Genomic DNA, 25,736 nt, shown 5'->3' on the forward strand with positions numbered 1-25,736 from the left:
GCGCTGGACGACATCGCGGATCATCTGTTCGCCACGCTCCGCGGGACGAACAATCTCGTCTTCGGCGGGTCGCGCCGCACGGTCGAGTCGGCCGCGGACAGATTGAGGAGGCGTTGCGAGGCTGCGAAGGTCCCGAACGAATTCTTCCCCCATCACGGCAGCCTCTCGAAGGCCTTGCGCGAGGATCTCGAAGATCGCTTGAAGGACGCGAAGCTTCCGACGACCGCGATCTGCACGTCGACCTTGGAACTCGGCGTCGACATCGGATCCGTGAAGTCGGTCGCCCAGATCGGCTCGCCCAGATCGCTATCGTCGCTGAAGCAGAGGCTCGGACGCACGGGGCGCCGGCGCGGCACGCCTTCGATCCTGCGGGTCTACGTGCGCGAACCCAACATCGATCAGGACTCCGGGATGTTGGATAGGCTTCGGTCCAACACGATACGGTCGGTCGCCGTCGTCCGGCTGCTCCTGGAACGGTTCGTCGAGCCGGCGGGCGAGGTGCCCGAAACGGCGTCGACGCTCGTCCACCAGATCCTGTCGGTCATCGCGGAACGCGGCGGCATAAGGGCTCGACCGATGTACGATCTGTTGTGTGGCCCGGGTCCCTTCGCGTCGATCTCGGTGTCCGAATTCGCCGATCTGCTCCGGCACCTGTCTTCCGAGGCGGTCAAATTCGTCGAGCAGGCGAGCGACGGCACCATCATGCTCGGAAAGGAGGGCGAGCAGATCGTTCAATCGCGCAATTTCTTCGCCGTGTTCGAGTCACCCGACGAATGGCGCCTCACGGTCGGAGGGCGGACGCTCGGGACTCTCCCGATTTCATTTCCCGTCCATAAGGACAGCCTGGTCGTCTTCGCCGGCCAACGCTGGATCGTGCAGGATCTCGACGAGAAGACGAACACTCTATTCGTGGCGCCGCATCCGGGCGGCGTGGTGCCCCGGTTCGAACGAGCCAACGGAGAGCGCCTCCACGACCGATTGGCTGCGGAGATGCGACAGGTCTACCTGGCATCGGACATGCCGCCCTATCTCGATGACAAGGGGCGTTCGCTGCTGGCCGACGGACGAGAGATGTTCCGGTCTCTCGGTCTCGAGACGGCGACCTGCGTGCAGGAGGAAAAGAACCTTCACGTCTTTCTGTGGCGGGGGTCCCAGGCGACCGCCGTCTTCGGAGCCGCCGCCGCGATGGTCGGAATTCCGGGCGAGGTCCATGACCTCGGTCTTACGCTTTCCGAGACGAACGTGTCCGATGCTTCGGCGAAGTTGAAGCTCCTGGCAGATGCGGAGGAGGTGGATCCCATCGGGGTAGCGGCGTTCGTCGAGAACGTGGCGGCCGGCAAGTTCCGGGAGCAGGTCCCGCAACCCTTGGCCAAGGCCTTGTGGGCCAGACAGAACGCTGCGGCGATAACCGGAATCAACGGCATGGCGCGGACTGTGTGCCAGGCGCAAGGAGCGGGAAGCGACGGCGGACTCCGCTGACGCGATCCAATGAGGTGGGAAAATGTACAAAGTCGCGGGAACGCTCAACCTCAGTGCCGGCGATCTGGTGGGGCATCTGAACTGCCGCTATCTGACGTCGCTCGACCTCAAGGTCGTCGACGGCGAGTTGGACAAGCCCAAGATCTGGGATCCGGTGCTCGAAGTGCTGGCCGAGCGAGGTTCGCTGCACGAACGTGAATTCGTCGAGCGCCTCGAGGCCGACGGTCGAACCGCGACGGTCGTGGAAGGCGTCGGCGTCGACGCCAATTCGCTCGCCGCCACCAGCGCCGCCATGGCCCGGGGAGACGCGATCATCGTCCAGGGCGCGTTGCAGGCAGGGCGCTGGAACGGTCGCGCGGACATCCTCACGAGAGTCGAAACGCCGAGCCGCTTCGGCTCCTGGTCGTACGAAGTCATCGACACCAAGCTCGCGCGACAGACTAAGGGCAGCACGATCCTTCAGATATCGCTCTATTCGGATCTGTTGTCCGAAATCCAACAGGCTGAGCCGACGTCCGCGCTGGTCGTCACGCCCGGTACCAATTTCATGCCGGAGACGTACCGGATCGCCGATTATGCCGCCTACTACCGGCATGTCCGCCGCAGCCTGGAGGAGGCCGTGTCGGGACCGCTCTCGAGCTCCGTCTATCCCGAGCCCATCGACCACTGCGAGATATGCCGGTGGCGGCGACACTGCGACGAGCGAAGGAGGGCGGACGATCACATGTCGCTCGTCGCCGGCATCAGCAAATCGCAGATGAGCGAACTGGAGAGGAACGCGGTGGAGACGATGGCCGCGCTCGCCGCCCTGCCGTTGCCGCTGCAGTGGAGACCCGAACGAGGAAACGTCAAAAGCTTCGAGAAGATCCGCGAGCAGGCCCGCATACAGGTCCAAGGGCGCGAGAGCGGCGCGGTCCTCTACGAGACCTTGCCGCCGATCGCGGGATTCGGCCTGTCACGGCTGCCCGAACCTTCCCAAGGCGACATATTCTTCGACTTCGAGGGCGATCCGTTCGTAGGCGACGGCGGATTGGAATTTCTGTTCGGATATACCTACTCCGACGAAGGCGGCCAGCCGCGATACGTCGGCGATTGGGCTTCCAACCGTCAGGAAGAAAGGATCGCCTTCGAGCGTTTCGTCGATTTCGTGACCGATCGCCTCAAGACCTATCCGGACCTGCATATCTACCATTTCGCGCCCTACGAACCGGCTGCGATGAAACGGCTCATGGGCCGATATGCAACGCGCGAGAACGAGGTCGACAGCCTCCTGCGCGCCGAAACCTTCGTCGACCTCTATTCCGTCGTCCGCCACGCCATCAGGGCAAGCGTGGAGAGCTACTCCATCAAAAAACTCGAGCCTCTGTATTCCTTCGTCAGAGCCGTTCCGCTCGACGACGTCGGTGCGGTGATGGCCCGGACTCAGGCGCGGCTTGAGTTGTCGGACGCGGCCGGCATACCCGAAAGCGACAAGGAAGCGATCAGGGGCTACAACCGGGACGACTGCTCCTCGACGGATGCTTTGCGACGTTGGCTCGAGTCGGTTCGGGCCGAGGTCGTCGCCGCCGGGGCGATAGTCGACCGGCCGGCGCCGGGGACGTCGGAGATCAGCGCCGAACTCGACGAATGGCACAAAAAGGTCGCCGCGCTCGTAGGACGTCTAACCGCAGGCGTGCCGGACGACGTCGCGGAACGAAGCCCCGAGCAGCAGGCGCGCTGGCTTTTGGCGTTCATGCTGGATTGGCACGGGCGGGAGAACAAGGCCGTCTGGTGGGAATACTTCCGGCTGCGGGACCTGTCCGCCGAAGATCTGCTTCACGAGCGCGACGGGATCGCGGAATTGACGTTCCTGCAGCAGGTCGGCGGAACGGCCAAGGTCCCGGTCCATCGGTATCGCTTCGCGCTGCAGGACACCGACATCCGCGTCGAAGACAAGTTGCACAGCATCGGCGGCGACGATTTCGGACGGGTCGTCGCGATGTCGCTCGACGATCGTACCATCGACATCAAGAAGCGCGGAGATACGGCCTCGTTGCATCCCGACGCGGTCTTCACGCACAGCTTCGTCGGCACTCAGGTTCTCGCCGACTCGCTGATGCGGATCGGCGAGTACGTGGCCGACTATGGAATGGTCGGGGAAGGCGATCATCGCGCCACCCGCGATCTGTTGATGGCGGGGGCTCCGCGACTGGTGGGGCAGCAGTTCCAGGTGGATGGCGAGACGACCATGCAGGCCGCGATCCGGACAGCCCTCAACCTCGACAGCAGCGTCTTTCCGGTGCAAGGCCCCCCGGGGGCGGGAAAGACATATACCGGCGCTCGTATGATCTGTGCCCTCGCCAAAGAGGGGAAGAAGGTCGGGATCACGGCGAACAGCCATAAGGTCGTCCGCAACCTTCTGGACGAGGTCGTCTCCACCGCTCGCCAGCAGGGCCTACCGATCGAATGCATTCAGAAGCCGTCCGAAAAGGAGGATGATCTGCCGGGACTGCGCTTCACGACGGACAACGCAGCGTTTCTCGATGCTCTGGATTCCGACTGCACGGTCGGAGGTGCGACTGCCTGGTTCTGGGCCCGACCCGATGCGGCAGGGATCGTCGACGTACTCTTCATCGACGAAGCCGCCCAGATGTCGCTCGCGAACGTTCTCGCCGTCTCGCAGACCGCGCAGAGCATCGTCCTGTTGGGCGATCCGCGGCAACTCGAACAGCCGATCAAGGGGAGCCATCCCGACGGCGTCGACGTCTCCTCTCTCGACCACGTCCTCGGTCTCCACGCCACCGTGCCCCCCGACCGAGGGCTCTTCCTGCCCGAGACTTGGCGCCTTCATCCTCAGATATGCTCGTTCAATTCTGAGATGTTCTACGATGGCCGCCTGCATCCCCATCCCGGCCTGGAGAATCAGAAGATCTCGTCCACTAGTAGACTCGACGGGGCGGGTCTCCGCTATCTACCCGTCACGCACGACGGCAATCAGAGCTCGTCACGGGAGGAGGCCGACGCGATCCGCGACCTCGTTTCGGAGATTCTAGGTAGCGGAACGACCTGGACCGATCGCGACGGCGTCGAGGCACCGGTCGGTTTGGGCGAAATCCTGATCATCGCTCCCTACAACGCGCAGGTGTTCGAGCTTCAGGAGCGCATCCCCGGCGCCCGCATCGGGACCGTGGACAAGTTCCAGGGACGCGAAGCCCCCATCGTGATCTATTCGATGACGACGTCCAGCTACCTGGACGCTCCCCGAGGAATGGAGTTTCTCTACAGCGCGAACCGACTGAACGTGGCGACTTCGCGCGCAAAATGCATCTGCATCATCGTGGCATCTCCTGGACTGTTCGAGGTGGAATGCAGAACGCCCCGACAGATGCAACTCGCCAACGCCTTTTGTCGGTATCTGGAGTTGGCGACGTATCTCTAGTCGGCACAATTCAAGCGGAGCACGCTCAATCGTGTGAGACCTGATCGACCGGAGGGGACTTCAGGCTGCGTATTTTCGCCTGTACGCGTCGAGGAAATCGCGATCGCAGTATATGCAGCGTCCGCTCGAATCCTTGGCACGCGGGTCGCCCAGGAACGGTGCGAGCGGCCGAAGAAGATCTATCCGCGTCGTGGTGGTCGATGCGGCCCGCAACCCGGCGGCATGCTTCACGAGATCCGCAGCGAGCATAATCCCGGCCAGTGCGGACTGGAACGCCATGGGAACGACCGCCGTGCCGACGCGAGCGCCGCCGGTCAAGCCGACCATCGGACCCCCGCACGGCGTTTCGGTAGAAGTTCTGGATCGGCTGGCCAACGAACGCTTGGAGTGCGTCGAACGGCACCCCGCCTTGGACGACTGTATCCCAAGCTTTGTCCGAGCTCGACGCTATGGACGGAAGGCTGTCCGACGTTCTTAAGGGCCAGTTTCGAGCCCTGTGAGCGGACGTTGGCGCCCTCAACTAGCGGTTGGAAAGCAGTGGACTATCACTTCGGTGTATAGCCGGCAGATGAATGAATGCGTAAGAGGGCGTTACGAACGTCTTGCACGAGAGAAAGCATCATGGCCCCAAGCAGGGCGGAGAAGGTGACGTCGTTTTTGAAGGGATACAAACCCGCGCCGAACGATCTGGTTGGCGGAGATCCGGCGCGCGGGCGACCGGCTCTTTTCAGGGCGCGCAATCCGGAGGGACTTCCGGTTCTGGTCAAGGCTTGGAATCGCGAGGGCGCCGCCTCGGATGCGGACATGAGAGACATCTGGCGGAGCGAGATACGCCAACTGCAAAGGCTTGCTGCAGTGCCGAAGGCCGATGATCTGTTCGTTCCGATGATTTCGGCAGGATCGGACAAGGATGGGTTCTATATCGTACTCGACCCCGGCCGCGGCGATCCTCTTGAGACTTTTCGAAATGCCACCTCGAAACCGCCGGTCTTGTCGGCCCCAAGGTTGCCTCGGAACCGGAGGTTGCTGTGGGACAATTTCCTACGCGTTGCCCGGGCCCTCGAACTGCTGCACTCGCAGGGGATCATACATCGCAATCTCGACCCTTGGTCGATCGTCGGATCGTTCGGGGAAGAACCCGATTTCAGACTGACCGGCTTCGAGTGGTCCATGCGACTGGCCACGGTTGAAGACGTTCCGCGCGCCGGCGCTGGCGGTGCCGAGTCCCAAGCGGCGTCGTTTGGCCAGGATTGGCGCAATCTAGGTTTGATGATCTCGGAACTGCTCGACGTGTCGCCGGGCAGGGTCATCGACTTGCGCTTGCTTCTCTCTGAGGTCGCCGATCACCTTTCGGTTTCCGAAGTGCGGATCTTGCGCAAACTTACCGGTACCATCCCCGTCGAGCGTCTTGATGGTGAACAGATCTGTCGCGAGATCTCCGACGTGATTGAAACCATTCAGGCTCAGGCAGCCGGGGGAGAGCTCAAGCTCGCGGCGGCCTTCCGGCTGGATCCGCGCTCGCAACTGACGAAGGACATCCGGCTCGCTACGGGAAATGAGATCGAGGCGAATGATATCGATGGTTTGATCGCCTACGTTAAGGACGATCTTGCCGGCGAGCCCTATCTGACGCTCGTGAAAGACGGTGCGAGCGGCGTCAAGGTCGCGTTGCTGGGCAATCAGATGACCTACTGGCTGTCTCCCTATCGCGCACCGGAAACCACCGACGTTCCGACCTTCGAATTCGTGGTTTGCGAAAAGGCGGAGCTTGCCAGGCCGCATGCGATCATGGGTTCGGAAGTTTTGCTTCCGGAAATGATCGACATCCTGCCCACGGGTAAGGCCCAGGAACAGAGCTTTGCCCGACGTCGAGGCCGCGTAGCTCATTGGCAGCCGCACATCGACGCCCTCAAGCCTGCGGAGCAGCGGAAGACCGATCTGGACCGCAAGTACGAAGCCTTCGCGCTGCTGACCGCGCTCGAGATGGCAATATGCGGTGGCAGATATCTTTCCTGTTTCCGTGCAGCCGGGCCGGCCGTCGGAAGGGGGGAATCACGGCGTGGTCGCCACGTCGCGGCACGATGAAGAGAGGGAGGCGCTATCGAAGGCGCTGCTCTTCCGCAGCTCGCCCGCGGTGCGCCTTTCCGAGCTGCTCGACAAGGGAGAAGCGACCGACAAGAGCAACGATGGTTGGTCCCTGGCCCAGACTGGATCGCTGGGCGAACGAGACGTCGAGAACCACTGGCGATACGTCGGTGTCGATGCGGCGAAGCAGAGGGAGACCTTCAAGTTCGAAGGCTCCTTCGCGACCAGGATCCGCGACGAAGCATTTTTGATCCCGGGGGAGATGCGTGGAAAGCTCACGCAATTGCGCCGTCGTCTGAAGGCGCTCCGTGCGTTGCGGGAGCATTCCGAATTGCTGCGTATGCTGACCGATCCACGCGGTCGCATCGAAGATAGTCACGATCCCGTAAAGCAGGACAGTGATTTCAAGAGCCTGGACAAATCGAAACAGGAAGCGTTGACGAGCATTCTCTCAACCATACCCTTCTTTTTGCTGCAAGGTCCTCCGGGTGTCGGCAAGACCTATGCTGTGTCCGAAATCGTGCGACGTCGCTTCATGGATGAACCGACCTCGCGACTTCTGCTTTCCGCGCAGAGCAACGCTGCGATTGATCACTTGATGCAGGAAGTGATGGCGATGCTGCCGAACGACATCGAGCCGGTGGCTGTCCGGGCGCGGCCGGCTGATGACGACGCCAGCGATACGGACCTGGAGATCGATCGCCAAGCGGACATCTGGCTGGACGCTCTTGCCGACAGCAATCTCGTCGAGGAGGCCGATCCGAGCGTCCGCAACAAGATCCGGGACTTGGCGGCCGCCCGTAAGGCAAAAGGTTCGGGTAAGTCGAAGGCCGCGCGCGCGATGATTGCGGAGGCGCGAGCGTTCGAGGCGATGATCCTTCGTTCGGCGAACCTCGTATTCGCGACGACGAACTCGGCGGCAGTCGAGCAGCTGATCGAGGAATCCAGCCTTTTCGACTGGACGATCATCGAGGAAGCGGGCAAGGCGACGGGCAGCGAACTGCTTTCGCCTCTGCTGCTTTCGCATCGGCGGCTGATGATAGGCGATCATCAGCAATTGGCGCCTTATGGCGCCGACAACATGATCAAGCTTCTGTCGAGCGCCGAGTCGGTCAAGAAGGCGCTGCGGGCGGCGATGCCGTACATAGCTCGGTACCAGAAGGAGCCGGGTATCGAGGAAATCTTCAACGTCATAGAAGTCGATGATGCGGATTTCGGTCGGCTTTGTGCGGATACGCTCGCCGTCCTAACGCTGTTCGAAACGTTGGTACGCGGCGAGATCGCCGCAAGGACCGACAACGGCCGAGTACGGCGCCCGATCTTTCACAAGCTCGACGAGCAACATCGCATGCATCCGGCGATCGCAAAGATCGTGTCGGACTGCTTTTACGATGGCACTATCAAGACGAACGAGAAGGTCGAGAAGAAGTATCGCGAAGGCAAGCCTCCGTTCAAGTTTTCGGAAGCGCGGCTTCCGGAACGGCCGATTGTATTCGTCGATATGCCTTATAGCCGCGCGACCATCGGTTATCGGGGCGGTGATCGTGCGCCCCCATGGATAAACCCGGATGAAGTGACCGCTGCGCTGCAGGTGCTCCGATTGCTGCGGGTGACCGATCGCTCGCGGCCGTCGCTCGCCGTGCTTTCTCCCTATAATGAACAGGTCAAGAGGCTCCGACAGGCCATCAGATCGGAGATGGCGGGCTCGTTGAAGCAGCTATCCCAGTTTGAGCCGGCATTGGGCGAGGACGGCTATTGCGGGACGGTCGACTCTTTTCAAGGCGACCAGGCGGACGCGGTTCTAATCTCGCTTGTGAGGAATAACGAAAAGGCGACGATCAAGAGCGCGCTCGGATTCCTCGAGGACAGCCGTCGGATGAACGTTCTGCTCAGTCGCGCGAAGTGGCGCATGATTGTCGTCGGCAGTCTGAGCTTCTATCGTCACGTGATGAACTACTCGGAAAAGGTGCCCACGGCGGATATCGGATTTCTGAAGAAGTTCCTGGCCTGCTTGGAAGCGGCTGAACGAGATGGGGACGCCAGCATCGTCCCTTGGGACACATTACGGAAGAACTCATGAGCTTGATCGAAGTAGCCATTCCGATGAGGAGAGGTCGGCGCCGCTTCCACGTCGAGAAGGGGCGGCGGTGGAGCGTCATTGAGCACCTAATGCTGGAGGCCGTGTCGCGGGCGCCAGCCACGACGGCGGAGCTCTCGAAACGCTCGAACTTGCATCGCCGGATCGTCGTCGAGGCGTTCATCCGTCTGATGCGGGCGGGTTGGGTTGAGATCATCGACAATCCGAGCGCGACGATATTTCGGGCGACGGTCGCGGGTAAGGAGCAGATAAAGTTCGGTGAGCTCCGGGGACTGACGACGATCAGACCCAGAATGATGAGTTTCGCCTATGATCGCGTGACCGGGCAGGCGTTTCGAGGCAGCGAATTTTCCATTCGAGCCCGCAATCGAATCTTGAAATCGTCGGATGCCGATGCGCTGGTATTTCTCAGCCCCGACCCGCGAAAGGATGCGGAAGATCTGAGCCAGATCTATAGTGCATTGGAAGGAGACAACGAGGTCATTATCGGATCCGACTCGTCGCCGCACCTGCCAATCGAAGGATATGCGGTCGTGAGAGTGATGGGAGGCGTGATCGATGACGTATCCGCGCGCGCGGAACAGCCGTTGCGCAGTGCCATCCTGAAGGCGGCCTCGGCCGCAGCGACGCCTGCAGCGAAGACGAACGCCGGCACCGAGGTGACGGTCACCGATCCTACCGACTGGACCGAACCCGTAGTCGACGCACTCTTCGATCAGAACGACCTGATACTTGGAGACGGGGAGCACAAGACGGCCTTCTTGGATGCCTTGTCGCGCGCGCGGGAGCACGTCGTCATCCATTCGACTTTCATATCGGATCGTCAGGACGATTTCCTGAAGCCGATACTGGCCGCGGCGGCGCGGAATGTCCGGGTCGATATCTTGTGGGGGCAATCAGACGATCCTACGGACAATTCCACGTCCCGCACCGCTTCGTCGACGCTTAGACAGTCGATCCAGCAGGCCGGGCGCTCGGACCTAGTTAAGGTGCATACTTTGACGACGGATTCGCATGCCAAGATCATCGCGAGCGACGACGGGAACGGTGCATGGAGCGCATTGGTCGGTTCCTGCAATTGGCTTTCGACGGAGTTCGACAGTTTCGAAGCCACGGTTCGATTGAGGGATTCGCGGCTTGCTGGACGCATCGTAAACCACGTAGCGGCTATGTCCTTGGGCTCGCGCGGAGTTTGGCATCCTTTGGCGGACGAACTCACCGTACTCGCCCGTCGCATCGCGAGTACCAAACCCGGATCGGGAAGAAAGGCCAAGGTACGAATTCTTTTGTCGCCGGATCATGCATCGATCCCGTTGGAAGCGCGCGACCACGCGAGAAAGCGGATCGCAATCACCAGCCATCGCATTGGTATCGCCGGCCTTCCCATGGCGATTGTGCCTGCCGTCACGGCTGCACAAGAAAGGAAGATTCAAGCGTCGCTATTTTTTGGACGTGCTACCGGCCCATTGTCTGGCGTCGATGCGGCGGAACTTACACGCGAGTTCGAGCGTCAAGGCGTCCGTATTCGTCCGATCTTCCAGCCGAGACTTCACGCGAAGGTTCTGTGCTGGGATGATGACGCACTGGCAGTGAGTAGTCAGAATTGGCTGTCAGCGAGTTCGTCTCAAGCGAGTCCCCGAAAAGAGATTGGCGTATTCGTCGAACTCAATAAAATCGCCGACACTTTTGTCCGACGCTTTGAGCATGCGCGGTCGCAATTCTCGTGATCTCGCGCATGTTGTTCCGAGCGCGTAGGCGTGTCATTCACTACCTCCGGGGTTAGAGGAGCGACCAATAAGAGCGGAAAGCCGGCCAAGAAGCGCTCCTCATGACGTCTGTCGCCGCCGGGTTTCGGCGCGCATGCAGTCATCGCTCGCGAATTGAGCTACGGCGCTTCCATCACATATGGCGTGATCGCGGCCCAGTACCGCGGGTCGCAGCCCGTGGTCATGTCCTGCTAGGCCTTGCCGTCGGCGAGATGCTCGAAAGCCACGAGCGCAAGGAAGGTGAGCAGCCGCATCACGTCCGCGCGTAGCGACGCGCCGCTGTCACGAACGACCCTATATATCGGGCATTGATGGCAAGGGCTCCGTCTGGTCGTCGTCATCGTTAGTCGCGTCATGTACCTGGCGGGTCTTCCTTGACGCTGCGGGCGACGATCCGAAGTGTCTCGTCCGGTAGCGGTCGCTGCAGTTTCAGGGCGTCGTCCGCAGGAGCCGTCATCCAGATCTCGACCTCTTCCGGCGTCGTCAAGATCACCGGCATCGCCTTGGGGTGGATGGCGCCCACCTCGGCGTTGGGCTCCGTCGTGAGGAACGCGAAGAGGTCGTTGGTCGTCTCGCCTTCCTTGACCTTCCGAACGGACGTCCAATTGGTCCAGATGCCGGCGAAACAGGCGAGGGGACGGGTCTCGTCGAGCGCGAACCAGATGTCACCGCCCTCGGCCTTGTTGAACTCGCTGAACGAGTTGAACGGCACCACACAGCGGTTTTCGGTCCCCAGCCATCGCGTCCAGTGTTTGCTCTTTACGTTGCGGATGTTTGTCGTACCGCCGTCCGGCTCCATCCGCAGCAGTTCCTTGAAATCGACGGTTTTGCCTTTCGCCTGCAGCTTCTCGGCTCGCTTTTTGGTGGCGTCCATCAGCGCCTTTGATGACGATGGCATGCCCCACCGCGCCGTGGCGAGTTCGCGGCCCTCGGCACCGTTGCGCACGATTGGCGCCGTGTAGTCCGGAAAAACCCCTGGCATCGGCGCCAGATTGCCGACGTATCGGTTCACGACGCGGAACAGCGCGCTGATGGCGGCCTGGTTGGTCGTGATCGAGTAGAGATTGCACATCGGTCAGGCTTCGGTCCGAGGGTGGCGCGGCTGGCAGGCCAGTTGTAGCAGAGTCGCGGAAGGACGCCGGCCCGCCTTGGCGCATTTGCGGCAGCGCAGCCGGCTGGCGAGATCGTGCACGAAGGTGGTCGGCGGATGCTTCATCGCCGCGAGGTCAACGTCGCTCGGCGTCTTGCAGCGCGCGCACTGGATCTCCAGCCAAGGGAAGCCGCCATTCACCGCTTGGTCGATGGTGGGCGACGGATCAATCGGTTCTCCATCTGACCACATGCGTTCATTCCAGCTCTCGCAGAGCAGCTTGTCCGCCTGCTGGATGAGCGCTTCCCCCTTCGCTCGCGTCTCCGCCGATCGGGTCGCCAGGATGTTGGCCATTGCCCGCGCCTTGCCGAGCTCTTTCGCCAGAGCCTTGCGGTCGCCGCCGGACAGGGGCGTAGGGTGATATTTCGCGGCCATCCGGACATCCAGGCGCAAAGAGATCGGATCGGCAATCCAGCGGGCTACGGCGTCTCGAACGCCGGCCAGCACCCGTCTTCTTCATGCCTGCCGGTGCGCTGCTGGCAGGTGTTGTCGAGCAGCCGCTGCGCGACGTCCCTCCAGATCGCGTTGCCGCCATACAATCGGACTGCATCGGCGGTCTGGATTTCCACGATCCGCTCGCACCGGCGGCAGCAGACGCGCAGGACGTGACGCTGAATTTCCGAAAGACGCCGTTGCCGCATCTGGGCCCCGGTCGCCTCGGCGCGCGGGTCCTTGAGGACCGACTCCCAGTATTCGGCCGGGAGCGGCGCATCTGGAGCCGCAGCCGGAGGAGCCGGCCTGCGGGCGGCTTCAGCGGCCAGTTTTTCCATCTGCTTCGGGGTCGGCATACGCCAGCTCGCGGGTCGGTCGGTCATTCCGAATTAGAACATAAAGTGAACAAAAGTCGAGTCCGGCTGCGGTGGTCGCTGAGAAAAAATCATCCAGTGGGGAGGGTCGCAATGTCGGAACCAGGCCGCGCCGTTCGTCTTGAATCCGGCATCAGTATCGGAGTTTTCCTCGCCATGGCCCCCCGCGCTAACTGGAAAGGCTTCCTGCGCCTTTCCCTCGTCACCTGTCCGGTAGCGCTCTATCCGGCCACGTCGGAATCCGAAAAGGTCTCGTTCAACCAGCTCAACCGGAAGACCGGCCACAGGATCAAATACGCCAAGGTGGACGCCGACACCGGCGAGGAGGTCGCCAACGAGGACATCGTCAAGGGGTACAAGGTCGACACCGACACCTTCATCGAGGTGACGAAGGAGGAGCTCGAGAACGTCGCGCTGGAATCGACGCGAACCATCGAGATCGACGAGTTCGTCGACCGCAGCGAGATCGACCCGAGGTATCTGATCCGTCCCTACTACCTGGTGCCGGACGGAAAGGTCGGTCACGACGCCTTCGCCGTCGTCCGCGAAACCATCCGCGAGATGAACAAGGTCGCCATCGGACGGGTGGTGCTGACCAATCGCGAGCATATCATCGCGCTCGAGCCTCTCGATAAGGGGCTGATGGGGACGCTGCTGCGTTATCCCTACGAAGTCCGCTCCGCAGACGAGTATTTCGACGATATTCAGGACGTCAAAGTCACCAAAGATATGCTTGATCTCGCCAAGCACATCGTCAACCAGAAAGCCGGCCATTTCGAGCCGGAGAAGTTCGAAGACCAGTACGAAACCGCCCTCATCGATCTCATCAACCAGAAGCGCGCCGGCAAACCCATCACCGCGAAAGCTCGTCCCCGCGGTGAGAACGTGGTCGATCTGATGGATGCGCTGCGCAAGAGCATCGGACGAGACGCGGCGGCAACGACAGAGGGGCCGAAGAAGTCAGCCAAGAAGGCGCGCAAGGCGGCGGCCGGGCAAAAGGAAATGCTGATGCCGATTGCCGGCAAGAAACCGGCCAAGGAGGCCGCGGCGAAGAAGCTGGTTTCCAAACCGCAGCGGAAGTCGGCTTAAGGTATCTTTGCGGTGGGTTCGCGGAAAGCTCGCTCCGACAAGCCGGGTGCATCGAGATATTGCCCGGGCCGGCCGCTCTGTTCGCCCGCTTTGGTAGTTCTCTGCTCGCGAGGTAAACAACACCGCTGATCGCATGGCAGCGGTCAGCGGGCGGTGCGGGGAAGCGTCTCATGGCGAGAAAACTGAAGACCTACCAGACCTCGCTGGGCTTCTTCGATCTGGTGATGGCCGCTCCCTCCATGAAGGCGGCGCTGGAAGCGTGGGGCGCAGACAGTAATCTCTTCCACCAGGGCGCGGCGAAGGAGAGCCACGATCCGGACGTCATCGCCGCGACCATGGCAAAGCCCGGCGTCGTTCTCAGGCGCCCGGTTGGAACCGACCGACCTTTCAGCGAACATGCCGAGCTGCCCACCGATCTCGGCGGCGTCGGACCAACGAAAGCCGCCCGCAAGCCGAAAGGCCCAAGGGCGAAGAAACCTTCCCCTCGCCCCGTCGACAAGGATGCGGAACGGAAGGCTGCGCTCGCCTTCGAAAAGGAGCAGAAGCGGCACCAGCTTGAACAGGCGAAGGAGGAGACTGCCAGGCAGAAGGACCGTGAACGCCGTCAGCAGGCGGTCGACAAGGCGCAGGCTGCGCTGGACAAGGCTGAGCAAGAGCACGCGAAGCGGGCCGCCGCCATCCAGGCCGAGGTCGAGGCTCTCGAGAAGAGATCGCAGGCCGAAAAAGCCCGCTGGGATAAGGAGAAGAAGCGATTGGAAGCTACGCTGCGGCGCGCGCGGGGTTAGTTTCGGTCATGCTCGGCGCCGGTCCTTCTAATCAGGAGGGCATTCTGGGCAGGTATCACCAATCGAGTTCAGCACGTCGTGAACTTCGGCCGCCGCTGCATCGGGGGAGACGCCTGCTGGCGGGACTCCACGGGCGATATCGAAGGCCCGCTCCCGCGCGTGCGGATCGGCGCGGTCCTGCATCCAACCGTGCTCCTCGCACTCGCGGATGGCGCCAGCATCCTGAAGCACGGCAATCGCCCATCCGCGCATCGTCCGTATCGCCGGCCTTCGTTCGCTTGTCATCAGCATTGGAATAGCTCCTGATACGGCGAATCGTTTTGTCCGTCATTCGTTCTGGCTGCTAGCACATGGCTGGGATTCGCAATGGCGGGAGCTCAAGGTTTGGAGAGCTACCGCCCGCGAACCCGCGAGGAAATCCAAAGCCCCCAGCTAGCGCTTCATTTCCGTTTGTGCGCGTCCGGCAAGTGCCGGACCGGGCTCTCGTGAACCGAGCCGCGTAGCGTCTCGGCCGTGCGGCGTCGATCCCTCGCGCAGAATAATGTGTCGCTCGCCGGAGGCACTCGCCCTCGGTCCCCCCGTCATTTCATTCCGGCGTCGCTATCACTGCCCTTCGTTCGGGTGCCTTCTTAACCGGTCTCGCGACTGCACTCGGTCCCGGGTCCCGCCGCTATCGCGTCGGCGCTATGCTGACCCTCCTGCGGGTGCCTTTTTCTCTGCCGGGCACGGCCTGCACCAGCCAACATGTCCCGTCCTCTAGCTCTAAGGGGCTCCGCCCCTCGCGCGCGCCAGGGTGAAGCTCCGGTCATGCCGGCGCCGACCCGAGCGGTCTCCCCGGTCTTCCGCGCTTTCTCAGATCTTCAACACCGGAAATCCTGGCACGCGCTTGTGCAGACCCGCTCTTCGAGCGGCCCTTTCGGGCGGGCGATCCCCCTCCGCTCGGATCGCCCTGGCACTTACTACCCCTGGTCTCGCCGACGGGCAGGGGCGCAGGCGCGGAGTGCGCCCTGCACCCATGAAAGCAAAAGGAGATCGATCATGTCGGCCAAGCACGTTGAACAACTCCCCGAGAACGGAACGCAAGTTCTCATTCCGCTCAACAAGCTCAAAAAGTCCCCGAAGAACGCGCGCAAGACGCCACACAGCGATGCGGCGATCGAGGCCTATGCGGCAAGCATCGCCGCCAAGGGTATTCTGCAAAATCTGGTCGTCGAGCCAGAGGTCGATGGTGAGGATGCGCCTACCGGGTTCTATTTCGTGACCATCGGCGAGGGCAGGCGGCTTGCCCAGCTTCTGCGGGTGAAGCGGAAGGAGATCAAGAAAACCGAGCCGATCCAGTGCATCGTCGATACGGCGAACGATCCACACGAGATCAGCCTGGACGAGAATGTCACCCGGGAAAACATGCATCCCGCCGATCAGTTCGAGGCGTTCAAGAAGCTGGCGGAAGAGCGCGGCTTCGGCGCCGAGGAAATCGCCGCCCGCTTCGGCGTGACGCCGCATGTGGTGCGGCAGCGCCTGCGGTTGGGCGCAGTCTCTCCGAAGCTGATGCAGGTCTATCGCGAGGGCGATCTGGCTCTTGAGCAGTTAATGGCCTTTGCTATCACCGATGATCACGCCCGGCAGGAAAGTGTTTATGAGCGGCTATCCTATAACCGGGATGCCAGCACCATTCGTCGCATGCTCACCGAAACCCATGTGGCCGCAACCGACCGCCGCGCGCGTTTTGTCGGTATCGAAGCGTACTCCGAAGCAGGCGGCTCGATCCTTCGGGACCTCTTCACCGAGGATCGCGGCGGCTATCTGGAAGACGTGGCGCTGCTTGATTTGCTGGTGACCGCAAAGCTTGGTCGCGAAGCAGATGCGGTTCGGGCGGCAGAGGGATGGAAATGGACGGAAGCCCATCTCGATTTCCCGCATGCCCACGGCATGCGGCGGACCTATCCGCATCCGGTCGAGCTTTCGGTGGAAGATCAGGCCGCTCTTGCAACGGTACAGACCGAATTCGACCGGCTCACCGAAAAGCACCAGACGGCTGACGAACTTCCCGATGAAGTGGATGCCCGGTTCGGCGAACTTGAGACCGAGATCGAGCGGCTGGAAGCGAAGCGGCAGAGCTATGATGCTGACGACGTTGCTCGCGGCGGCGCTTTCGTGATCCTCAATCATGACGGTGCCATCCGGATCGAGCGCGGTTTCATGCGGCCCGCGGACGAAAAGCCGCAATCCGAAGCGGAGCAAACCGCGGAAGCCTCAATGGCAGGTGATCCGGAGGGAGCGGATGATCAGGCAATACAAGATGAGAGCGGGGAGGGTGCGGGCGCCGCCGACGAGGAAGAGGACGACCCCCCGTTGTCTGACGTTCTCGTTCGTGACCTCACGGCGCATCGAACCTTGGGCCTCCGGCTCAATCTGAGCGAACAGCCGGAAGCCGCTATCGTCGCGGTCACGCATGCACTCGCTGCGCAAATCTTCTATCTCGGCGCGGACGCCCATGTTGTCGGTATCCAACCAATCAAGACGGATTTGACAGGCCATGCGGACGGGATCGAGGACACACCTGCTGGTAAAGTTTGGGCGGACCGCCACGCCAATTGGGCAAGGCAGATACCGCGCGACGTCACGAGCCTTTGGGCGTTCGTCGCCGAGCTTGATCCCGACAGCCGCATGGCCTTGTTCGCCCATTGTGTCGCGCTGACCGTCAACGCGGTCAAACTGCCGTGGGAGCGAAGGCCCCGCGCTTTGGCAACAGCCGACCGCCTGGCGGAAGCCGTTTCCCTCGACATGACCGGCTACTGGCGGCCGACCGTGCGCAGCTATCTCGGTCGCGTCACCAAGGCCCGCATTCTGGAGGCCGTCTGCGACGGTGTAAGCGGCGAGGCTGCCGAGCGAATGGCAGATATGAAGAAGGTCGATATGGCGGAAGCTGCCCAGCAGTTGCTCGCTGCGACCGACTGGCTGCCCGCCGTTCTGAGGACGGCCAAGCCGCAAGAGCAATCCGATAGGCCCACTGCTGGGCAAGCGACGATGCCTATTCGGAGGCTGCAGAGTGAGTTCTCAGCCGGGGCCGCGCATGCGGCCCCGGCGAACTAACAAAAATTTCGGCCGCGCGCCTCGGCGCGCGGCCGGTTCAATTGATGCAAAGGCAGCGACAAACGCAAGCCCACACCTGGAGGACGGAATGCGGGTCCTTCCGATCAGTGCCGATCGTAGCGAACCGCGAACATTGAATTGTCGTCTGGCCCGCTTCATCAGCTGCGGCGTGCCCTTGGCCCGGTCCTTGATCGAATGAATGACCGCCGCCGCTCGGATCGTTTTTCGGCGGGGGCTCTTTCCAGTGGCGTTCCGATGCGCCACGACAACATGCGAAATCGGTCGCTCATCGTTCTCTCTTGTGCGTTTCTATCGCCGTTGATGCGCTGATGTCAGCGTGTGTTCGACCGATCAAGTCAGGTCCTTGTGCTGCTTGAATGCCGGCAGCCATGGTGATCTCCGTCAGCTCTTTCATGGGCGGCGTCCAACGCAACCTCGAATGGGCTGATCAAGCCCGAGGGACGGCAAGAGCCTCGATCGCCTTCCCGCAACGGCTACGCCTGCTTTTTTCCCCTGCCGCAAAGGGGCGGCATTCCTCGCGGAAGACAAAAAAGCAGGCTTACCGCCGTCCTCCGCTGCGCTGCGGGCCTGACGGCTGCGGGCCGATCGCTCCCCCGGGCCAAGGATCGCCATCGAGGCCGCGATGGGCGCGGCCCGAGCAACCAACGGAGATTACCATGGCCACCATCGGCACCTTCACCGCTTCGGACAATGGCTACGTCGGCTCGATCAAGACGCTGACGCTCAACATCAAGGCAAGGTTCGCCCCGTCCGAGAAGGACAACGACAAGGCGCCCGACTTTCGCATCTTCGCCGGTACCACCGAATTCGGCGCCGCCTGGAAAAAGACAGCCCGCGAGACCGAACGCGAATACCTCTCGGTCAAGCTCGACGATCCGAGCTTTCCGGCACCGATCTACGCCTCGCTGGTGAAGGTCGAGGGCGACGAGGGCTTCACCCTGATCTGGTCCCGCCGCAACGGCGACTGATCCATCTGGATCATCCGCCCCGCCTCCTTCGGAGGCGGGGCTTTTTGCGTTTCTGCTACCGCCTTGCAGGGAAGCAGGAAGAGCATTGTTCTTTTGAAGTGAATCGCTAAGGGCTCCGCCCTCGCGCGGGCAAGGGTGAAGCACCTGACGGTGCCGGCCGGACCGGTATCCCCGGTCTTCCGCGCCAAGGATCTTCATGACGACCACGATCGTCATGGCGCGTGCAGACGCGCGCTTATCAAGCGCGCCCTTGTCAGGCGGGTGATCCCCCTCCGCTCCGGCCGCCCTTGCCCTTGCTACCCCAGGTCTCGCCGACGGGCAGGGTTGCAGCGCAGCGCTGCGCTTCAACCTCAGCCCATAGGAGAAACGACCATGAACATGATGACTTTGTCGCAAGGCCAACAGTCCGCTTCCGGCGGCTTTCGTGTGGATGTATCGCGCGGCCAGCGGATTGGCCGCGTATCGTCGGAATGGTTCTCGCGACCGGATGACGAACGTTATTTGAACCTGCCCGACCTCTATGACGCCGTGCGCGGACGCGCCGAGCGCGCGCAGGCACGGACGGTGGAAAGCCGGGCCATCCGGGTGGAGGCCAACAGCAACAATTCCGAGCGACTCGCCTTAATGGTACCGGGACGTGACGAGCCCGTAGTGCCCACCCATTGGAGCTTTGGCCAGTTGTGTACGCTGGTTGGCGCGCCGACCTCTTATCTGCGGCAACTTCCCGCGGCTCTGTCAGGCATCAACCTGCAACATGGCTTGCTTTCGCACCGCGCCGAGCTCGTGAAAACCCTCGAAGCCGATAACGGGCGGGTCGAGCTTCGAGCCGTCACCGGGCCGGACTATGGTCGCATCTGGGATCACGAGCTTGTCGCCGCTGTCATGAAGATCGCAGGCAACGGCACCGGCGACACGCGTTGGAAGGTGCCGGGCGTGCTGGATTGGTCGACGATGACTCACAATCCCTTTGTGGACGTGACCAAGGACACGACGACGCTTTACGCCAGCGACCGCGACGTCTTCTTGTTTCTGGTCGATGACACCAACCCGATCGAGGCGGGCCGGTTGCCGGATGGATCACCGGACTTGTATTTCCGGGGATTCTATTGCTGGAACAGCGAAGTCGGTAGCAAGACGCTCGGCATTGCGAGCTTCTACCTTCGCGCCGTCTGCATGAACCGCAATCTTTGGGGCGTCGAGAATTTCGAGCAGATCACAATCCGGCATTCGAAATTTGCCGCGCAACGTTTTGCGCATGAAGCTGCGCCGGCGCTGACGAGCTTCGCCAATTCCTCGCCCTCGCCATTCGTTGCGGGCATCAAGGCCGCGCGCGAGCGGATCGTTGCGCGGACGGACGAGGACCGGGAAAGCTTCCTCCGCAAGGGCGGGTTTTCCAGATCGGAGACGACGAAGATCATCGAAACGGTCCTAGGAGAGGAAAACCGCAAGCCGGAAAGCATTTTTGATTTTGTGCAGGGGATTACGGCGCTGGCCCGCACCAAGTTGCATCAGGACGCGAGGCTTGAACTGGAAGGGAAGGCAAAGCGCTTGATGGAACGCGCGATCTGAGAGGCGAGCCGCGCAATCGGAATCGGTTGCGCGGCTACTTCCCGGTAGCCTACGCATCGCCGCCGGTCCGGCAAACCGGACCGGCGGCGAAGGCGCGTATCCGCGTCCGGCGCTCGCCGGGCCTCCGGCCCGGCTCGCGAAAGTCACGGTCTACGATTGTTCAAAATTGGCTTCGTACCCGATCATTTCCGCTTTGCAGGTTTTGATCGCTCGCTTCGCGCCTCTTCGTCTGGCAGGACGAGGTCGACGTGACTGACGCCCAATGTGCTTGCCAGTTCAAACAGTGTTACGACAGTTGGATTGCGGCGGCCACGCTCCAGGTCACTGACATACTGTTGGGTAAAGCCGGACGCTTCGGCGAATTTCTCCTGCGTGAAGCGCTTCTGCTTCCGCAGTCTTGCGAAATTCCGACCGACCAACTTGCGCATGTCCATCGGCGCAAGTTGCGGCTTTACATACTATGAGGTTTATCTCCTATAATATGTATTCAACTATCACGTGCTGGCCCCATCGGCGGAATGCGGCTAAATTTGGACGCGTTCACCACTCTGGCGGCCAAGCGTCTAGAATCGTTGTAAGTGGATTGGAAGCCATGAAGAAGCCGCCGCTCGATCCCGACATTGCGGACGCTGCCCCCTCGGATCCGAAGCTGACGCCGTATGACGAGCAGCATGTTGTGACGTACATGCGACTTCTGCAGGCAGAGGGTGAGGGCGCTGACTGGAGAGAAGTCGCTCAGCTCGTGCTCAAGATTGACCCGGTGCGTGAGCCGGATCGTGCGCGGAATGCATACCAGAGTCACCTCGCGCGCGCCAAATGGGTGACTGAGCAAGGTCGTCTCTTACGCGGCACCGGCTCAAAATAGAAGAAAATCGCCGCACAATTTTGGCCGAGCGAATAATCTTCTCTCGCCAACCGGTGGTCATTCTCATGCACCACGTGGTGCCAAACTAGGGGCTTCCTACAACCGCGTCGTTCATAACTATTGCACCGCAATCCTTGTTAGCTGCGTGCAATGGGGCGGAAGCAATGCCTGAATTCGACTGGCGGTCGCCGGATTCCTATAAGAGCCTACAAGACGCCGAAATCACCGACATCGCCTGGGAATGTCTTCGTCGTAACGTGGACTATCGACGCGATTACGAAGCGATGATCGCTAGCAGCCCAGATGGCGAAGCGACCACGGAGTTCAGGAGGAGGTGGGGCATCTGCTTTCGCCCATGACCCCCAGCGGTCCTTCGACGAGCAGATTATCTTTTGGGCGCCTGAGGTTCTAACGACCGTTGTTCCAGTCACGGTCGCGTCGACCGCCGATCGCAGTTCGGCCTCTCGGCCACTGCACGACCTTACAGCGGGGCAGGTGCGCCGCGCAGCCGACGGTTGGCATATCGTGCTTCGCATCGGGGCGATGGATCACCGTGTCTGGTCCAAAGGCCCTCCCGTGCTCGGCGCGTCATACGCAGCCGAATTGCCGTTTAATGGCGATTTGGAAGCTCGCGCGTTTGCAGCCCGACGGCTGTGGCGCGCGATGAACGGACGCGCGCCAGGTCCTGCATTTTACAAACTACCTAAACAGCGGCGCGAACGTCTGAGCGCCGCGATCCGTGCGCTCGATGCTCGCAGCGGTGGCGGTAGCTATCGCACTGTCGCCGAAGCGCTGTTCGGCAAAAAGCGCATCCCTGATCGCGCCTGGAAGACGCACGATTTGCGCAATCGAACGGTCCGCCTGGTGCAAGGCGGCCTCGCGTTAGTACGCGGAGGTTACCGCAAACTTCTGCGGCCCGGCCGCCGGGACAAGTAGCCCCTCGGCCGAGGGGTATCGAAAATCATACCCTCAATATTCGGCATCCCCCTCCGAGATCGCTCTTCTCCATGATGACCGCAGACAGGCCGGCTCCGCTATGCGCGGTGCGTTGTCACCTTGGAGTTCTCAAATGCCCGATTCGACGGCCGGTCTACCTCCGCGCTTCCTGCGTACACCAGAAGCCGCGCGTTACCTTGGCCTTTCCGGTCGTACGCTGGAAAAGCACCGCACGTACGGCACCGGGCCGACGTATCGGAAGATCGGCGGACGTGTTGTCTACGCCCTGGATGATCTGAAGGCGTGGGCCGATCTCGGCGCCAAGACGTCGACGTCCGACCCCGGGAAGGGGACCGTGCTGCCCGCCAAGAGGCACCCGGTGCTGCGCCCGTATGCGGGCCAGGAACGTCGCTGATCGCCGCGTGAGAGCAGTGACCATGCGGCGCAAACACCATTCCGAGCGTGACCAGCTTGAGCTCTTTCGGGCGCTGCCCGGCGATCTCGCGCCCCGAGACGCACAGGATTTGATGGCTTACCCGTTCTTCTCGCTCGCCAAAACAAAACGGATTCTACCAATCGATTTCCGCGCGGGTGCGATCGCAATTCGTGTCGAAGCCGTGCCGGAACACGGCATGGCGACCATCTGGGATGCAGACGTTTTGATCTGGGCCGCGTCCCAGATTGTCGAAGCCCGTGACGCCGGCTTGAAGACGTCGCGCCTGATGGCTGCAACGCCTTACGAGATACTGACGTTTGTCGGCCGCGGCACCAGCGCGCGCGACTATGACCGGCTGAAGGCGGGTCTCGACAGGTTGCAGTCAACGACCGTGCTGACGTCGATCCGTCAGCCGGCAGAACGGCGGCGGCATCGCTTCTCCTGGATCAACGAGTGGAAGGAGACTGCCGATGCTAATGGTCGCCCGCTTGGGCTCGAGCTGATTTTGCCGGATTGGTTCTATGCGGGCGTCATCGATGACGCGCTCGTGCTGACAATTGATCGCGCGTATTTCGATCTGACGGGCGGGCTTGAGCGGTGGCTCTACCGGCTCGTGCGCAAGCACGGCGGTCGTCAGGACGGCGGCTGGAGCTTTGATCTTGTGCACCTCCATGCCAAGTCCGGCATCCTCTCGCCGATCAAGCATTTTGCTTACGACGTAAGGCAGATCGTTCAACGCCAGACACTGCCCGGCTATCAGCTCGTGCTCACACGCGATCCGAACGGCACCGAGCGGCTGAACTTCGCGCCTACGCCTGTTGATCCCTTAACGGCACGCCTGCGCCGCGGTCTCATTCCAAATTCGGAGGACAACCTGTGAATCAGCTCGTGCTATCGGGGACCGCAACCCTCGTGCTATCGAGGACCCAATCCTCGTGCTATCGGGGACCGAAATCAGGCTTAAGAGTTTGTTTCTGCGCACCTTCTAGCCGCTCTAACTTTACTAACCAGAAATCCTTCGGATTTCCTCTAACGGACCAAGCCGGAAACCGCATCGCAAGCGACTGGCAACCGCGGGCCGTCAATCCTTCTTGTCGGCAGAAGCCGTACAGGTGCTTCACCCCCGCCAATGCTTACGGCTCCCCATTCCCGTCTTCGGGAGCGGCGGCATGAGCGATCTCACCGAAGTAGAAGTGCTGTGGCTCGAGAAACGTATCAAAAACCGCATTCGGTTCGGCCGCATCATCGAGGAACGGAAGATTGATCGCCACCGACGTGTGCTGTCATTCGCGCCGGGCAGCATCTTTGCTTTCGTTCGTTGGACGTCCAATGACTTTGGAACGGTCATTTCGCGGATTGACATCTTGCGCGCGGTTGCACCGGGACAGCGCTGCTCGACCGTACCGTATGTGACACCCGGTGGAGAGATTCTGCTGCGTCTCTCTGGCTGGCCAAAGGTCGAGAGAGTGTTGCAGATGACCGATGCCGTTGAGGCGCTCGGAATCGATCCCGCCGACGTCGCTCCTGATCATTGGCATCACGTTCACAACCGCCTGTCCGTCAACGAAAACCCGCGTCCGTATACGAAAGCGCGTCACCAGGCTTGGCTTCATCGTCAAAAGGTGATGCGATGACACGCCGCCTGATGATGCTGATAACGACGTTCGCGGTTGCTGCTGCGCTCGTCTCCACGATCGCCCTGGAGCCTCTTCCACTCTACATTTGGAACGCATCGGCGAGCGTGCCAATCGGTCTCTATAGCTTACGATCGGCGAAGCGCTTCCATGTCACCGAGCTGGTCGCCATTCAGCCGCCGGAGCCGCTTGCGACCTTTCTCGACCTGAACGGCTATCTGCCGGTCGGCATCCCCATGCTCAAGCGGGTCTTGGCGCTGCCAGGGCAGACGGTCTGCAGAAACGGGCTCTCGATTTCCGTCGATGAAATTGTAGTGGGCGAGGCGCGAGATCGCGACCGGCGCGGCCGGCCGCTGCCGAAATGGCAGGGTTGCCGCGTGGTCGGCGACGGTGAGCTGTTCCTCATGAACTGGCAGTCGGACGACTCCCTTGACGGCCGATATTTCGGATTCCTTCCGGCGTCGGCCGTGATCGGCCGTGCGCTCCCGGTGTGGACGTGGGAGGAATGATCGTGCGTGTTCTTCGTTCCCGTCCTGCCATTCCTCTGTTCGACCAAGTGCAGGACCATTCCTCCGTCCCGACCAAAGCTTGCAAGGCCGACGCGCGCAGCGGCGGTCCAGGGCGGCCGAAAGGCCGGCGCGAAGCGGCTTTACGCCGGACGGGCGCGAGCACGGCGGCACGCTTGCGTTTGTTCGAGAGGAGCCTGCTCGCTGTTGTACCGTTGTTCGCTGCGCTGACCGTGAGCAACGTTCCTGCTGTCGCCGAGACGCAACCCGCGGACCGCACAGCAAGGTATGCAACTGGCGAGCCATTTGCGGATTTCGTCGAGCAAGCCTCACGTCGCTTCGGCGTGCCGGAGCGTTGGATACGCACAGTCATAGACGTCGAAGGTGCCGGAGACGTGCGTGCCAGGTCACCGAAAGGCGCCATGGGGCTGATGCAGATCATGCCGGAGACGTGGGCAGAACTACGCCTGCGGTACGACCTCGGCAATAATCCCTACGATCCCCGCGATAACATTCTTGCGGGGACTGCCTACCTTCGGGACCTGCACGACCGGTACGGCTCTCCGGGCTTCCTTGCAGCCTACAACGCGGGACCTGGTCGCTACGAGGAACATCTCACCGGTCGTCCGCTGCCGGCCGAGACCAAGGCCTATTTGCAGAAACTTGTGCCTCTCATCGGTAGCGACATCGCAGCTTCTAGTGCCGTCGCGGGTCTGCGGCCACCAGCAGCGGCGCTCTTTGTTGCTCGATTTGAAAGTACGAACACCGCTGACCCGCAGCAGTCCGGGCGCTCGTCAAATCGGGCTCCGGCGGCGACCTCCGTTCACGACATCTCGGCCATCGTGCCACCGGCAACAGGGTTGTTCGTCGCGAGATCTAATGCAGGGGGCTCGCGATGAGCGAATGCGCAAGCTGGCATGCAGTGGCGTACGTTGGAGATGAATGGGCGGAAAGGCGAGCGCAATGGGCAGGTACGACGTATGCGTCCGGAGGCTGCACATGACGTCGGGTCTTGACGAGCCTGGCGGTCTC

Annotated in this window: 25 protein-coding genes; 18 read left to right on the forward strand and 7 right to left on the reverse strand. The window is 61.7% G+C overall.

Going from position 1 to position 25,736, the window contains the following annotated elements:
- Positions 1-24 precede the first annotated feature (24 nt).
- Positions 25-1,479 (forward strand): helicase-related protein, encoded by a 1,455-nt coding sequence (locus tag ACVWW3_RS02500; protein ID WP_456672396.1) that lies wholly within the window; start codon positions 25-27, stop codon positions 1,477-1,479.
- A gap of 22 nt (positions 1,480-1,501) precedes the next feature.
- The gene (locus ACVWW3_RS02505) at positions 1,502-4,897 is read left to right on the forward strand and encodes a TM0106 family RecB-like putative nuclease (protein WP_456671842.1); all 3,396 of its coding nucleotides are present in this window, start codon (positions 1,502-1,504) and stop codon (positions 4,895-4,897) included.
- Between the two features lie 60 nt (positions 4,898-4,957).
- Here ACVWW3_RS02505 and ACVWW3_RS02510 read toward each other — a convergent pair whose 3' ends face one another.
- Entirely contained in the window at positions 4,958-5,224 is a 267-nt protein-coding gene (locus ACVWW3_RS02510; protein WP_456650998.1) for a hypothetical protein, read from the reverse strand.
- 318 nt (positions 5,225-5,542) lie between these two features.
- Between ACVWW3_RS02510 and ACVWW3_RS02515 the strand changes: the two genes are divergently transcribed.
- From ACVWW3_RS02515 to ACVWW3_RS02525, 3 genes are read left to right on the forward strand one after another with little or no spacing between them, the layout of a single operon-like run.
- Positions 5,543-6,982, forward strand: a complete 1,440-nt coding sequence (locus tag ACVWW3_RS02515; protein WP_456671843.1) for a hypothetical protein — start codon at positions 5,543-5,545, stop codon at positions 6,980-6,982.
- Positions 6,957-9,062, forward strand: a complete 2,106-nt coding sequence (locus ACVWW3_RS02520) for an AAA domain-containing protein (RefSeq protein WP_456671844.1) — start codon at positions 6,957-6,959, stop codon at positions 9,060-9,062. The genes ACVWW3_RS02515 and ACVWW3_RS02520 overlap by 26 nt, the downstream gene beginning before the upstream one ends.
- The gene (locus tag ACVWW3_RS02525; protein WP_456650995.1) at positions 9,059-10,807 is read left to right on the forward strand and encodes a phospholipase D-like domain-containing protein; all 1,749 of its coding nucleotides are present in this window, start codon (positions 9,059-9,061) and stop codon (positions 10,805-10,807) included. The genes ACVWW3_RS02520 and ACVWW3_RS02525 overlap by 4 nt, the downstream gene beginning before the upstream one ends.
- A gap of 391 nt (positions 10,808-11,198) precedes the next feature.
- On the opposite strand, the gene ACVWW3_RS02530 is transcribed toward ACVWW3_RS02525, so the two are convergent.
- From ACVWW3_RS02530 to ACVWW3_RS02540, 3 genes are read right to left on the reverse strand one after another with little or no spacing between them, the layout of a single operon-like run.
- Complete coding sequence (locus tag ACVWW3_RS02530) at positions 11,199-11,918, reverse strand: SOS response-associated peptidase (RefSeq protein WP_456650994.1); 720 nt, start codon at positions 11,916-11,918, stop codon at positions 11,199-11,201.
- A 3-nt stretch (positions 11,919-11,921) separates the two neighbouring features.
- On the reverse strand, positions 11,922-12,371 hold the full coding sequence (locus ACVWW3_RS02535) for a hypothetical protein (protein WP_456652074.1): 450 nt from the start codon (positions 12,369-12,371) through the stop codon (positions 11,922-11,924).
- Between the two features lie 44 nt (positions 12,372-12,415).
- Positions 12,416-12,811 carry a hypothetical protein gene (locus ACVWW3_RS02540; protein ID WP_456650993.1) on the reverse strand — a complete coding sequence of 132 codons (396 nt, stop codon included), beginning with the start codon at positions 12,809-12,811 and terminating at the stop codon, positions 12,416-12,418.
- Between the two features lie 147 nt (positions 12,812-12,958).
- Between ACVWW3_RS02540 and ku the strand changes: the two genes are divergently transcribed.
- Both ku and ACVWW3_RS02550 read left to right on the forward strand, forming a co-directional pair.
- Positions 12,959-13,891 carry a non-homologous end joining protein Ku gene (gene ku, locus ACVWW3_RS02545; RefSeq protein WP_456652073.1) on the forward strand — a complete coding sequence of 311 codons (933 nt, stop codon included), beginning with the start codon at positions 12,959-12,961 and terminating at the stop codon, positions 13,889-13,891.
- Positions 13,892-14,061: 170 nt separating this feature from the next.
- A complete protein-coding gene (locus tag ACVWW3_RS02550; protein WP_456650992.1) occupies positions 14,062-14,676 on the forward strand; it encodes a cell envelope biogenesis protein TolA in 615 nt (204 codons plus the stop codon).
- Between the two features lie 27 nt (positions 14,677-14,703).
- Here ACVWW3_RS02550 and ACVWW3_RS02555 read toward each other — a convergent pair whose 3' ends face one another.
- Entirely contained in the window at positions 14,704-14,967 is a 264-nt protein-coding gene (locus ACVWW3_RS02555; RefSeq protein ID WP_354122405.1) for a hypothetical protein, read from the reverse strand.
- 747 nt (positions 14,968-15,714) lie between these two features.
- Between ACVWW3_RS02555 and ACVWW3_RS02560 the strand changes: the two genes are divergently transcribed.
- Positions 15,715-17,769 carry a ParB/RepB/Spo0J family partition protein gene (locus ACVWW3_RS02560; protein WP_456650991.1) on the forward strand — a complete coding sequence of 685 codons (2,055 nt, stop codon included), beginning with the start codon at positions 15,715-15,717 and terminating at the stop codon, positions 17,767-17,769.
- 286 nt (positions 17,770-18,055) lie between these two features.
- Here the strand turns inward: ACVWW3_RS02560 and ACVWW3_RS02565 are convergent, their stop codons facing one another.
- Complete coding sequence (locus tag ACVWW3_RS02565; RefSeq protein ID WP_456650990.1) at positions 18,056-18,184, reverse strand: hypothetical protein; 129 nt, start codon at positions 18,182-18,184, stop codon at positions 18,056-18,058.
- Between the two features lie 262 nt (positions 18,185-18,446).
- Between ACVWW3_RS02565 and ACVWW3_RS02570 the strand changes: the two genes are divergently transcribed.
- A complete protein-coding gene (locus ACVWW3_RS02570) occupies positions 18,447-18,758 on the forward strand; it encodes a DUF736 domain-containing protein (RefSeq protein WP_247407056.1) in 312 nt (103 codons plus the stop codon).
- A gap of 378 nt (positions 18,759-19,136) precedes the next feature.
- Positions 19,137-20,327: a DUF932 domain-containing protein gene (locus tag ACVWW3_RS02575; RefSeq protein WP_456650989.1), complete on the forward strand. Its 1,191-nt coding sequence runs from the start codon at positions 19,137-19,139 to the stop codon at positions 20,325-20,327.
- A gap of 182 nt (positions 20,328-20,509) precedes the next feature.
- On the opposite strand, the gene ACVWW3_RS02580 is transcribed toward ACVWW3_RS02575, so the two are convergent.
- Positions 20,510-20,761 carry a helix-turn-helix domain-containing protein gene (locus tag ACVWW3_RS02580; protein ID WP_208086328.1) on the reverse strand — a complete coding sequence of 84 codons (252 nt, stop codon included), beginning with the start codon at positions 20,759-20,761 and terminating at the stop codon, positions 20,510-20,512.
- 158 nt (positions 20,762-20,919) lie between these two features.
- On the opposite strand from ACVWW3_RS02580, the gene ACVWW3_RS02585 reads away from it, so the two are divergent.
- The 8 genes from ACVWW3_RS02585 to ACVWW3_RS02620 all read left to right on the forward strand — a co-directional run bounded on the left by ACVWW3_RS02585 (position 20,920) and on the right by ACVWW3_RS02620 (position 25,603).
- A complete protein-coding gene (locus ACVWW3_RS02585; RefSeq protein ID WP_279663933.1) occupies positions 20,920-21,192 on the forward strand; it encodes a DUF2285 domain-containing protein in 273 nt (90 codons plus the stop codon).
- Between the two features lie 164 nt (positions 21,193-21,356).
- Positions 21,357-21,551, forward strand: a complete 195-nt coding sequence (locus ACVWW3_RS02590) for a transcriptional regulator domain-containing protein (protein ID WP_456650988.1) — start codon at positions 21,357-21,359, stop codon at positions 21,549-21,551.
- A gap of 136 nt (positions 21,552-21,687) precedes the next feature.
- Positions 21,688-22,128 (forward strand): DUF2285 domain-containing protein, encoded by a 441-nt coding sequence (locus ACVWW3_RS02595; protein WP_456650987.1) that lies wholly within the window; start codon positions 21,688-21,690, stop codon positions 22,126-22,128.
- 133 nt (positions 22,129-22,261) lie between these two features.
- Positions 22,262-22,543: a helix-turn-helix transcriptional regulator gene (locus ACVWW3_RS02600; protein WP_354248639.1), complete on the forward strand. Its 282-nt coding sequence runs from the start codon at positions 22,262-22,264 to the stop codon at positions 22,541-22,543.
- Between the two features lie 22 nt (positions 22,544-22,565).
- Positions 22,566-23,444 carry a replication initiator protein A gene (locus ACVWW3_RS02605; RefSeq protein ID WP_456650986.1) on the forward strand — a complete coding sequence of 293 codons (879 nt, stop codon included), beginning with the start codon at positions 22,566-22,568 and terminating at the stop codon, positions 23,442-23,444.
- 289 nt (positions 23,445-23,733) lie between these two features.
- Positions 23,734-24,198, forward strand: a complete 465-nt coding sequence (locus ACVWW3_RS02610; RefSeq protein ID WP_456648074.1) for a DUF2840 domain-containing protein — start codon at positions 23,734-23,736, stop codon at positions 24,196-24,198.
- Positions 24,195-24,707, forward strand: a complete 513-nt coding sequence (locus ACVWW3_RS02615) for a S26 family signal peptidase (RefSeq protein ID WP_456648075.1) — start codon at positions 24,195-24,197, stop codon at positions 24,705-24,707. Before ACVWW3_RS02610 ends, ACVWW3_RS02615 begins: the two co-directional genes overlap by 4 nt.
- A complete protein-coding gene (locus ACVWW3_RS02620; protein WP_456650985.1) occupies positions 24,704-25,603 on the forward strand; it encodes a lytic transglycosylase domain-containing protein in 900 nt (299 codons plus the stop codon). Before ACVWW3_RS02615 ends, ACVWW3_RS02620 begins: the two co-directional genes overlap by 4 nt.
- Positions 25,604-25,736: the final 133 nt, after the last annotated feature.

It is taken from the genome of Bradyrhizobium sp. LM2.9, assembly GCF_054056555.1.